At 44.9% G+C, this 12334-nt stretch carries 10 protein-coding genes; 4 read left to right on the forward strand and 6 right to left on the reverse strand.

From position 1 onward, the window contains the following. Nucleotides 1-636 precede the first annotated feature (636 nt). From NE665_RS07630 to NE665_RS07655, 6 genes are all read right to left on the reverse strand, one after another. Complete coding sequence (locus NE665_RS07630) at nucleotides 637-1584, reverse strand: D-2-hydroxyacid dehydrogenase (protein WP_117442573.1); 948 nt, start codon at nucleotides 1582-1584, stop codon at nucleotides 637-639. 65 nt (nucleotides 1585-1649) lie between these two features. Then, the gene (locus NE665_RS07635; RefSeq protein ID WP_117442572.1) at nucleotides 1650-2804 is read right to left on the reverse strand and encodes an iron-containing alcohol dehydrogenase; all 1155 of its coding nucleotides are present in this window, start codon (nucleotides 2802-2804) and stop codon (nucleotides 1650-1652) included. A gap of 3 nt (nucleotides 2805-2807) precedes the next feature. Further along, on the reverse strand, nucleotides 2808-3515 hold the full coding sequence (locus NE665_RS07640) for an RraA family protein (protein WP_117442571.1): 708 nt from the start codon (nucleotides 3513-3515) through the stop codon (nucleotides 2808-2810). Nucleotides 3516-3690: 175 nt separating this feature from the next. Next, a complete protein-coding gene (locus tag NE665_RS07645) occupies nucleotides 3691-4614 on the reverse strand; it encodes a phosphoglycerate dehydrogenase (protein WP_117442570.1) in 924 nt (307 codons plus the stop codon). A gap of 346 nt (nucleotides 4615-4960) precedes the next feature. Then, nucleotides 4961-5788: a class II fructose-bisphosphate aldolase gene (locus tag NE665_RS07650; RefSeq protein WP_117442569.1), complete on the reverse strand. Its 828-nt coding sequence runs from the start codon at nucleotides 5786-5788 to the stop codon at nucleotides 4961-4963. A gap of 1 nt (nucleotide 5789) precedes the next feature. Next, on the reverse strand, nucleotides 5790-6845 hold the full coding sequence (locus tag NE665_RS07655) for a zinc-binding dehydrogenase (RefSeq protein ID WP_117442568.1): 1056 nt from the start codon (nucleotides 6843-6845) through the stop codon (nucleotides 5790-5792). Between the two features lie 337 nt (nucleotides 6846-7182). Between NE665_RS07655 and NE665_RS07660 the strand changes: the two genes are divergently transcribed. The 4 genes from NE665_RS07660 (at nucleotide 7183) to NE665_RS07675 (ending at nucleotide 12187) form a co-directional block, all read left to right on the forward strand. Next, the gene (locus tag NE665_RS07660) at nucleotides 7183-9570 is read left to right on the forward strand and encodes a PRD domain-containing protein (RefSeq protein ID WP_117442567.1); all 2388 of its coding nucleotides are present in this window, start codon (nucleotides 7183-7185) and stop codon (nucleotides 9568-9570) included. 190 nt (nucleotides 9571-9760) lie between these two features. After that, entirely contained in the window at nucleotides 9761-10408 is a 648-nt protein-coding gene (locus NE665_RS07665; protein WP_117442566.1) for a TetR/AcrR family transcriptional regulator, read from the forward strand. Nucleotides 10409-10478: 70 nt separating this feature from the next. Further along, on the forward strand, nucleotides 10479-11420 hold the full coding sequence (locus NE665_RS07670; RefSeq protein ID WP_117442565.1) for an ATP-binding cassette domain-containing protein: 942 nt from the start codon (nucleotides 10479-10481) through the stop codon (nucleotides 11418-11420). Next, nucleotides 11417-12187, forward strand: a complete 771-nt coding sequence (locus tag NE665_RS07675; protein WP_117442564.1) for an ABC transporter permease — start codon at nucleotides 11417-11419, stop codon at nucleotides 12185-12187. Before NE665_RS07670 ends, NE665_RS07675 begins: the two co-directional genes overlap by 4 nt. Nucleotides 12188-12334 lie beyond the last annotated feature (147 nt).

Here is a 12334-nt window from a genome sequence, read left to right on the forward strand (position 1 = left end):
TATATTTTACCAATGCAAAACAACATAAGGCACCTATCGTACTTAGCAATGTTCCAATGAGATATTTTTCTTGAAATTGTCTTCATTAGTATTGATATCCTTATATCTTACCAATGTTTTTGCTGCTAGAATAAAACCGATGGTTGAAATAGAATCAAAAAGACACAGTAAAAATATTATGAACCTTTCCAAATATCCTATGTATCTGCCAATTTTTAATTTCATGCCTATCTTTTTCATTTTTAAAGATACTTTTAAAAAATAATGTAATAAAAATACTTACAGGCTTTATTAAAACTAACACAGCTAACAGAGTAACCAAAATATGTACATTAAATATATCTTTAAATAAAATATAGAATGAGCAACAAGATATAATAAGAAAATGTATAAACTGATCAATACAGAAAAGCATACATTTCCTATTTTTATATTTACTCTTAAGAAAAACACTGCAAACATCAATCATAAGATGGCTAATAATAATTATGATCAAAAATGAATAACCACTTTTTATAAAAAATTAGCTTAAGATGGCATGGAAAAGCAGTAAAGCTTTGAGCAAGCGAATGACTTAATTAAAAAAATCACTGCTATGTTTTCATAAGCAATGATTTATTCAATATACTAACGTATTTACACAATCCGATTCTGCGTATTTCCACGTAGAAACTCTGCCAGATTTTCAGCGGCAGTATCCATGATTCTGCTTCTCGCCTCTTTGCTGGCCCACGAGATGTGGGGAGTAATCAGGCAGTTATCACATTCCAGCAGCGGATTATCACTGCGAATCGGTTCTTCTCTCACTACATCCAGTGCAGCCGCATAAATCGTACCATCCTGCAATGCCTGCGCAAGATCACATTCATTGATGAGCTTACCTCTGGCATTGTTAATTAGAATTGCATGCGACTTCATCATCGCCAGCGTCTTTTTGTTTATCAGCGAATCATTCTCCTTCGTAAGTGGACAATGCAGGCTTACAACATCACTTCGCTGCAGCAGCTCGACAAGCGATACCTTTTCACCGCTGCCGTCCTCCTGGGCAAAGGCATCATGAAACAATATCTTCATTCCCAATGCCTGGGCAATTTCTCCGACCCTTCTGCCAATTCGTCCATAACCGATGATCCCCATCGTTCTGCCGGACAGCTCCAGCAAAGGGTATTCCCAAAAGCACCAGTCCGCATTGCGCGCCCATTCCCCTTCTTTTACACGAGCCGCATGGTGACCGATTCTGGACGTTACCTCCAAGAGGAGTGCGATTGCATACTGTGCAACCGTATCCGTACCATATCCCGGAACATTGGTAACCGCAATATGGAGATCCCTTGCAGCCTCTATGTCCACTACATCATATCCCGTTGCCAGCACGCCGATATAGCGCAGTTTGGGATGTGCTTCCATAAGCTCTCTTGTCATGCGCACCTTATTTACGATCACAGCGTCTGCATCCTGAATTCGCTCAGCTGCCTGTGCTTCCTCACTGCGATCATACACCGTCACCTCACCCAGTTCCGCAAACCCGTTCCAATCAAGATCTCCCGGATTTTCCGTATACCCATCCAATACTACAATTTTCATACGATAACCTGTAAGGACACATCGTGCATCCTTATCTCCTTTCCCTGCCCTTATTATAAAACACTTTACAAGCTGTTTCGATAGATATTCTTCACATCCTCAGCGGACAATGACACATAGCCGTTCACTGTCTGTCTTGCGGCATCCATAGCCATGGCATCAAGGTGTGTTTCATCAATGCCCAGCTCCCCTAAGGATGAGCGCAGATGCAGCTGTTCATAAAAGCCACGCAGCCGCTCGATTCCCTCTCGCGCCATATCCCACACATCCTTTTCCTCCACCTGCCAGATTTCCCTGGCGAAGCGTGCAAACTTATCCACCGTATCCTCACTCAATACATACTCCATCCAATGCGGTGTCAGAATTGCCAGTCCCTCTCCATGCGTAACGGAATAAAAAGCACTGAGCGGATGTTCCATTGGATGTACGCTCCACTGTGTCATATGCCCAAGCTTCAGCATATCGTTGATTGCCCAGCTTGCCGCCCACATGAGATTCGCTCGTGCCTCATAATGCGTAGGCTCCTGCAAAACGATTGGCCCATATTTGATACATACCTTCAAAATCCCTTCCGCAAAGCGATCCTGCAGCTCAGCTTCCTCTCTTGCGAAATAGGATTCCATTGTATGGCTCATAATATCCGCAACACCACAGGCAGTCTGATACGCACTGACGCTGAAGGTGAAGGTCGGATCAAGGATTGCCGCTTTTGGTCGAAGCAGCGGATTGCGCGTACCGATTTTCTCCTTCGTTTCCGGATTTGTAATAACGGCGATATGGTCCATTTCACTGCCGGTAGCCGCAATCGTCAGCACCGCGATGACAGGTAATGCCCGCTTGATCTCCTTGGGATGAAGCACCAGCTCCCATGGTGTTTGATCACTGCAAACAGCTGCGGAAACAACCTTCGCACAATCAATCGCACTTCCTCCGCCAATTGCCACAATCACATCTACCTGTTCTCTGCGGCATACAGCCACGCCCTTTTCCACGGTATACAGTGATGGATTGGGCTCCACTCCTCCTAATTCAACATATTCTCTTCCCGCCTTTTGCAGCTGCAAAACGACTTCATCATAGATGCCGTTTCGTTTGATGCTTCCCCCTCCGTATACAAGAAGAACCCGTTTTCCATATTCCCTGATGATTCTCTCCAGCTGATGCAGCTGTCCCTTTCCGAAATATACCGTTGTCGGTATGTCATAGATAAAATTTTCCATAGGCTAATCATAGAAACCGGACATGATTTTAATCAGTTCCTCTACATCATCGGTTTCCCTCATCCTCCGTTGTCTGTTTTCTTCAAATTGCTGAAGGTACGTCGCCTTCTCAATCACCTGATCGATGGCAGCTGCCGGAAACTTCACAGCACCGTTTTCATCCATATGAATGATTTCGCCGGGACATACCTGCATACCGAAAACCTCTACTCCGGTATTGATGGACTGCACCGCCCATTTTCCATGTCCCGCTGTTACTCCGCTTAATACATACTGCATTTGCAAAGGCCGTATCTCATCCACATCCCTGCTGGGACCGTCACTGATCACACCGACACAGCCGGCAGAGCGCAGTGCCGTCATCATGTTTCCGCCAAGCAGTCCGTTGCGGCATTTGATTTCCTCCGGCATATCCTGCTTCACAATCAGTACCACCGGTTTTCCCACCGCAGCCACAGCCTTTAGTACATCACCGAATTTCAATCGGTTGTAATTGGAATCTGGTAGACCATACGTACAGGTAATCGCATACCCCACGGTTCTTCCCAGCTCTGGATACATAACCCTTGCACGTTCATCCGTATACCATTTCCCCTGCCATGGATGATAAAGCCCCAGACAGTATTCCTTATCCGGATAGGTTGCCACCACATTCGTGATGGACGGTGTATCAAACTGCTTCAGCTTTTCCAGCTTTTCATCAATCTTCATAGCCCTCTTCTCTCCTTCTCTTATGCAGTCCCAAGATAGCTCTTCGTTTTCGAGCGCTGCACCACGCGCGGTTCATGCCCTGACGAGCACATTCTGCTCGCTTATACAGTAGTAACATCCGCCAGGCAGTACATACTTTTTATTATGCATGAACGCGTGCTGTCCTCTTCGTTTTCTACGATCCGAAATATTCCAGCACATTCTCGACAGCGATATCCGACATGCGCTGAATTGCACCAGCGCTGCTAGCGGCGATGTGTGGTGTCAGTACAGTTTTCTCACTGGCGATCAGTTCTTCGTCAAAGCCGGGCTCCATGAAATGTACATCACTTCCATAGCCATAAAGCTGTCCGTTTTTCAATGCCTCATACAAAGCATTTTGATCAATCAGCTTTGCCCGGGCCGTATTGATGATGACTGCATCCTTCTTCAGCTTTAAAAAGGCTTCCGCATCCAATAGCGGAGAGAACTCCGGAAGTGCGGGAAGATGCAGCGTCAGGAAATCAGCAGTTCTTAAGATTTCATCCACAGCTGCCTTTTGTATGCCGTATTCCTTCACAAATTCTTCGTCATAAACACTGTCAAACGCAAGTATTTTACAATCAAAGCCCTTTAATCTTCGTGCAACTGCCTTGCCAATGGCTCCCAGTCCCAGTATACCAACCGTACTTTGGTACAAATCCTTCGCAACCGGCTTTTTCCACACATGAGCACGGATATTGGCATCGCTGCGTGTGATATTGTGACAGAGTGATAGCATGAGCCCCACTGTGTGATCCGCAACGGAATTGGTATTCGCAAAGCGTGCAATTCGCAATGCAATCCCCTTTTCCTCCAGATAGTCCACATCGATTTTATCCAGCCCCACACCGTATCGCGACACGATTTTCAGATTATCCGCATGGTCGATCACATTGCGGTTAAAAACCTCCGTCCCCAAAATAACAGCGTCCATTCCCTGAATGGCCTCCACCATTTCCTCTTCGCTGAGCAGTCTGCCCTTCTCATTTAAAAACACCGTAAAGCCTGCTTCCTTTAATCGGCGAATCGGCTCATCACGCAGCTTACCAAAAGACTTTGATGTCACCAATAGCTTCATAAGCAATCTCCTCCTCTCACATACTTCTTTATCTGTCTATGTATTTCTGAACGTTCCTTTACAAGCCTTTCAATATGCAATTCAACATTCATGTCCGTGTACATCCGCATATTCATCATAGACGCTCAAATCGTCTCCATGCCGTGCTTTTTATTATCGTGTTTCAAGCCTTTCTTATGCATAGCCGTCCTGATGCAGTCAGATTACGCATACCATCAAATGCACGCTATATGCTTTCAGGATATACGCGATATTGATACCGTAGGCTATGTGACTGCACCACGCTTCCCTTCTATAGCTTCTGTTCTCACACCGTGTGATTTCCTTCACTGGTGCATGTCCTATACTACCTGCCCTCACAGCCAAACAGTCGGATATAGTGCTTGATTTTATTTTTAAAGCCCTGTGCAAGCAGCGGATAGAGCTGATATACGGCATTACCGCTCAAATCCTCCTTGATCAGATTTTCAATCGCACTGCGTTTCAAATCATTGGACAGATTGATTTTATTGATTCCCTCTTTTGCACAGCGTGCCAGATTTTCATCTCCGGTGCCGCTGCCGCCATGAAGAACCAGCGGTATTTTAAGTGCCTCCTTCAACTCCTGCAGAAGATCAAAATGCAGCTCTGGCTTTCCTTTGTATACACCGTGTGCCGTACCGATTGCGACAGCTAGCGCATCGACGCCTGTCTGTTCTACAAACGCTACAGCCTCCTCTACACGGGTAAACGCCTGATGACCATCCGTATGATACTGCTCTCCGACCCCTACATGGCCAAGCTCTGCCTCCACACTGATTCCCAGCGCATGACAGATGCGTACCATTTCCTTAACCTCCCTGACATTCTCCTCAAAGGGCAGAAGGGAGCGGTCAATCATGATGGAGGTGTAGCCTGCACGGATACCGAGCAGACAATCCTCAAAGCTCTTTCCGTGATCCAGATTCAGTGCAACCTTTACACAGGAACGTCTGGCAAGATCTGTTGCCAGATGTCCAAAGCTCACCAGATCAGGATTCGCAACCGGTGTCGTATTCAGGATAATACTGGAATTCATTTCTTCCGCGGCCTCGATTGCGGCGCGCAGATTATGCTCATTATCAATGTTGCAGGCAGGTACCGCATAATTTTCCTGCTTTGCCTTTGTTAGGATTTCCGTTAATGTTACCAGCATATCAGTTCTCTTCCTTTCCGTAATTGATCATAACGCGATAAACGCCGGGCTTGCACGCATAGTCAAAGGCCTCTTTTCCCTGCGCAAAGCTAAATTCCCGATCAATTACCTTTTCCATATCGATCATATGATAGCTGATCAGCTTGACCGCCATCTGATTATCTTCAATCGTCGGATTCAGCGTTCCGATAAATTCTATTTCACGGCTATGTACCTTTCCAAAATCCACACCGATCAACTCAGCGCTGTTCTGTGAGCTGTAGGCAATCAGTCTGCCATAAGGCGCCAGCATATCAATGGCCTGCTGCCACACCTCCTTGAAAGGAATCGTATTGATTACCGCATCTGCCCCCAAGCCATCCGTGAGCCTCTTCACTGCTTCACCAACATCACACTGCGTAGGATCAAGGGCATAGGCAGCCCCCTCCCGCAGGGCAGTTTCGCGTTTTTTTTCATCTGTCTCACTGACGATGATACGAGCACCGCTCATCTGTGCCAGCTTCAGATGAAAATAGCCCATGATGCCCATACCGATAATGACGATTGTATCACCGAATTTGATTCTCGCCTTGCGAATACTGTGAATACAGCATGCAAGAGGCTCCGTAAGTGCCGCATGACGCATATCCACATCATCACTCATACGGATAATCTGCCACGCCGGTATCACCAGATATTCACATAAGCCTCCCCCCAGAATGTTTCCGTCCAGCTGTGCACGCTTTGGCATTTCTTTTTTACGATTGCACTGCGTACCTCTTCCGGAACGGTCCAGCTCACACTGATTGCAGTATCCGGAGGTAAAAATCGCCTTATCTTGCGGCTTTACATTGACAACTCCTCTGCCAATTTCTATGATTGTCCCACTGCACTCATGTCCCCCGAGAAACGGATAGCCGTAGTTTCTGGTTCCCTTGTAGGTTCTTCGATCAACGGTACACAAAGAGCATACCTCTGTTTTAAACAATACCTCATAATCCCCGGGCCGTACGATATCCAGCTTGCGTACAGCTACTTCATCTTTTCCCTCTATTACCCATGCTTTTGCTTTTTTCATAGTTCTCCTTTCTTTTTCAGTTCATAACTATGTATCAAACATGCGTTGCTGTCTGCTTCACCTCCCTGCAGCTTTTTTTATATCCGCATATTCCGCTGTCACCTACTATCATATTGAAAACGATTACAGTGTCAAATTGACACGAAAAGTAGTAGTGTGTCACAGCAAAAAGCAATCCTTTGTACAGGACATCCCTTTTATAGTTGAAAACATTTACATATTGTCCGAAATATTATCCAGTATGTACTTTTTATCCAAATTATGTTAATATTTTTTTACCTTGTGTGTTATTTATCAGCATAAATATAACACTAAAAAATAGGAGGGAATGGTATATATGGCAAAAACAAGACGCGATTCCATTATGAACCTGGTCAGGGAATATACCAGTGAAAGTCTGGCGGATAAATCGTTCAGCTTTGAGCGCTGCAATGCGTTTGACATCGCACTGGATCTGAAGCTGGATCGTTCCAATGTTTCCAGAATACTGAATCAGCTGTTCAATGACCTTCTCCTAATCAAAGTAGAGGGCAGACCGACGCTTTATCTATCCAAGGATGTCATCGTGAGTGAATACCATTTCACTCATATACCGCAGGTCATCCCCAGCAAGGATAGCCTGAAAAACCTGTTTGTTTATGATGCAAGCGACGCTAGCTTTTATAAAAAGGGAATGGATATCATCGGAAACGGGTATGAGGAAGCGCTGACGCCCGTAATCAGTAAAATCACCCCTGCGATCTTTTATAACCAGAACAAGCCGCTGCTCATTGCCCTGCAGGGGGAAAAAGGCTCCGGTAAGAAATACTTCTGCAAGAAGCTGTTTGAGCTGGCTGTCAAAAATAAACGGATTCCAAAGAAAAGCAGAAGCTTCACCTTTGATTACCGTTCGATTACCGAAAGCCTTGTAAGCCTGCGCCAGCTATTTCTTGACCGCAGCATCTCCATGGTTATCATGGAAATTTTCACGCAGTTTCAGGAGAGTGATATTTACCGCTTCTGGAATGATCTCAACAATTTGTGCACAAATGAAGGCAAGCCGGTTCCCATCATGATTTTTCTGGTAGATAAGGGTGTGGAAAACTTTTCCTATTTCTCACAGCTTACCCCCTACATCGCGCAATATCCGAATCTGAAGGAGCGCACCACCAAGGAAATGATTGAGCTGGTACTGACCTTTCTGCAGGAGGAGGCAGTAAATCTGAACTGCCGCATTAAGGTAACAGGAAATGCCATCGCTTCCTTTCTCAGCGCAGATTATACCTATAACCTGTTTCAGCTTCGCAATGAAATTGTCTATTCCCTATCCAACAACCTATATTCCAGTGTCATTACCAACCACGAGCCGATTGTCATCACACATGAAAACATATCCAAGAATGTGATTCAAAACAAGAGTGCAGACAATTCCCTCGAGGATCATATCCGCATCACGGTGACGCAGCTGCTTCCGGAAATCATCGATATTTATCCGGATCAGCCATGTGAAACACTGGAAAATCTGTTACAGACACAGCTCAATGCAAGCATTGTCATAACCGCAAAGCTGAAAAATATTATCGAAAAGGCAAAAGAGGATGTCCTGATGACACGGACAAAGCTTCTGGATTCCTCCTCCATAGAAATGCAATCCAAGGTCTATCAGGCACTCACACCGCTGTTCACCAAAACCAAGCTAAAGAATGACCGTCAGATTTTAAGCAAGCTGTATATCCAGATTCAGCACATGCTGGATAATACCTTTGCCTATCAGTTTCAGCTGGAGCATCTGGATTATAAGGAGACCGCATACTCTCAGGAGCTGAGTGACAATGTGATCAGCACAGTGGAAAACAAGTTCAATATCAGCCTTCTGAAGGTATATAAAAGCTATATCCGCAATTTTATCTATTATGCATTGAAATCCATCAGTCAGAATACCATCATGACACTGATTGTCTGTCACGGAGAGCGTCTTGCGGAAAATTATGCCCAGCATCTGAATCAGATTCTGGGAAGCCGCTGTTTCTTTTCCTTTGATTATAATCTCTATTATCAGACACATGACTTTCACGAGTTTACCGATAAAATCTACAAGCTGATCAAATATATTGATATCGGCAAGGGTGTTTTGATTGTCGGTGATAAGCCGCCCTTGACAACGCTGGACAAGTCCATCATCTCCTCTTTGAACATCCCGTCCTTCTCTTTGTATCCGGTATCCCTGCCGCTGCTTTATGAGACAAGTGAGGTAGTTTCACAGAAAACCATGCATTTACTGGCACTGCTCAGCGATGTGGTGAATCGAAAGAAAAAAATCAAGACATTCTTGAATGACAAAAGCCTGACCTTTAAAAACGAGCGACAGAGCAGTGACATCTTTCAGCGCTTTCAGGCAACTTTCCCCACCATCAATATTGCGAAATCCAATGAAGCCCTGTATCGCGTACTGCTCAATATCTGCACAGAATGCAATCTGCCGCTTTCCAATCATATTATTATACAGTTTCTGTTCCATGGTACCTGTATGCTAGACCGCTGTGTGAAGAAGCAGAAAATTCGCTACAATCTTTTGGAAAGCTTTATGATGGAGCATACCGAGCTGTTTCATATCATGAAAACGAATTTGTTGAAAATCCGGGATTTTATGACCCTTTCCATTTCACAGGAGGAAATCGCCGTTTTGTGCGATGTGATACGTAATTATCAGATGGAGATTCAGGGACAGCTGGAACAGAGGTTATAGATCCCTCATATTATATACAATGCAGAAAACCGGTCAGTCTGATCGGTTTTTGTTGTAAAGCACCGTTTGCACACAGTTCCTTATCGTTTTGAATTATACGCAGGCAAACAAAAGACAGGATATGCATTGACAACATACACTGTGTATGTTAAATTATAGATACACAATGTATGTATTAAGGAGTGATACAATGCCGCGCAATAAGTATCCGGAGGAGACGGTTCAGAAAATACTGGATGTATCCATGAAGCTGTTTCTGGAAAAAGGATATGAGGAAACAACCATTTTGGATATTGTTAGAGAGCTGGGAGGACTTACCCGCGGTGCTTTCTACCACCATTTCAAATCCAAGGAGGAAGTGCTGGATGCGCTGAGTGACCGCATGTTTCTGGAGCATAATCCATTTGAGGAAGTTCGTAAGGACAAGGAGTTAAGTGGTCTTGAAAAGCTGAAGAAGCTCATTAAAATGCAGGCGCAAAATCAGGATCAGCTCGATTTGAATCAGATGTCTGTTCCGCTGCTGAAGAATCCGAAGATTCTTGCGGATTATATGGAAAGCAATCTGCGGATCGTCACACCGTTTTTTGAAGAGCTGTTTCTGGAGGGCATTCAGGACGGCTCCATTCCGGATATCAAATATCCCAAGGCACTGGCCAGTCTATTTGTAATGATAACCAGTGTGTGGTTCATTCCCTCCATCGTTCCCTGTACGCAGGAAGAGCTGCTGGAACGCCTGTTGCTCACCAAGCACCTGCTGGACAGTATGGGAATCTACCTCATCGATGACGAAATTCTTCAGCACGCTCAGACGATCGTCCAAAGCATTCCTACGAAATAAGATTGCATATGCAATTTTATTTTACCAGAATACATACATTCTGAATGTATATAAAAAAGGAGAATAGAACATGAAGACACAAGATCTCGCTGTTTCTGTACACAGATTAACCAAACGCTATGGTCATACAGAGGTATTAAAGGATGTGAACATAGAAATAGAAAAGGGCTCTATTTACTGTCTGCTCGGTTCCAATGGAGCCGGAAAGACAACGACGATTAAGATACTGACAACACTTGCGGCCTTTGATAGCGGTGAAGTATCCGTATGCGCTCACTCTGTCGCTGCTGAGGGAGACGCCGTTCGGAAGCTGATCAGTCTCACCGGGCAGTTTGCCAGCGTGGATGAAAAGCTGAGTGGTTATGAAAATCTCGTGATGATCGGAAAGCTGAATCATCTGAAGACACCAAAGCAAAAGGCAAAGGAGCTGCTGGAGTATTTCTCTCTTACAGAAGCTGCCAACCGCATGGTGGGCACCTATTCCGGTGGTATGCGCAGAAAGCTGGACATCGCTATGAGCCTTGTCGGGAATCCGCAGATTATTTTTCTGGATGAGCCGACCACAGGCTTAGATCCACAGAGCCGTCACAGTATGTGGAGCATCATAAAGCAGCTGAATTCCATGGGAATCACTATTTTCCTTACCACGCAGTATCTGGAGGAAGCGGAGCAGCTGGCAGATCATATCGCCATTCTGGATCAGGGAAGAATCCTTACAGAGGGTACTCCTGCGGAATTAAAAAAGCTGCTGCCGCAGGGCATCGTCGAATTTGAATTTCCCGACAGCAATATGCTGGAGACAGCCATGGCATATACAGCGGACTATACGACGAAGCCGGTAGTGGAGGAGCATAAGCTGATTATATATACGGACGGCAGTGCCGAAGCACTCTTTAAGCTTTTTCAGATTTTTTCTTCCAGTGATATCAAAATCCAGAAATTTTATCAAAAGCTGCCAAATCTGGAAGATGTTTTCCTAAACCTAATTCACGAAAGAGATGATGTACGATGAAAACCATACAGACACTAAAGGATATTCTGACGATGAGCGGAAGATGTCTGCTCTTATCCAAGCGAAACCCCGATACTATATTAACGAGCATCATCGCTCCGATACTCACCATGCTGTTGTTTGCTTACGTAATTGGCGGCGCCATGCAGACAGGTGAAACAAGCTATGTGAATTACATTGTTCCCGGAATCATACTGCAATGTCTCGGACAGTGTGCCGCTACCACAGCGATTGCCGTTTGCTCGGATATAAAAAGCGGCATCATGGAGCGTTTCTGCACCATGCCCGTTAAACGCTCCTCCATTTTAAATGGGCATGTTCTGGAAGCCTTTATCAGAAATATGATAACTGCGCTGCTGATTCTCTTAGTGGCATTCCTGATTGGCTTTCGACCGGAAGCGGATTTCATCGGATGGTGTGCCGCACTGCTGATTATTTCTTTGTACATTCTCACCCTATCCTGGATATCCGTATATTTCGGAATGATTGCCAACAGTCCGGAGGGGGCAGGCTCATTCTCAATTCTGGCAATAGCTCTGCCCTGCATCAGCTCTGGCTTTGTCCCGATCGATACCATGCCAAGAGTATTGCAGATATTCGCAGAATACCAGCCAATCACTCCTATCATTGATTCACTGCGTGCACTGCTGCTGAATGAGGCATTAAAAACCAGTACACTGCTTTCTGCAATTTTGTGGTGTACGGCCTTGCTTCTATTCTTCTATATATTATCCGTAAGAGCATTTAAAAAGAAAAGCAATCGGTAGCAGCGTCTTCCAGCAGAACCTGAGAAATCGTATTTCTTCGCTTTACAAGATGTAGTTCAAAAGATTTTTTCGACAGATACTGAAGCAGGATGAGAGCAGTTGTTTGCTTTACAGGATGTAGTCCGAAAGATTTTTCCGGCAGATACG

Origin of the sequence: Clostridium sp. DFI.1.208 (assembly GCF_024463855.1) — a bacterium.
Lineage (GTDB): Bacteria > Bacillota_I > Bacilli_A > Erysipelotrichales > Erysipelotrichaceae > Clostridium_AQ.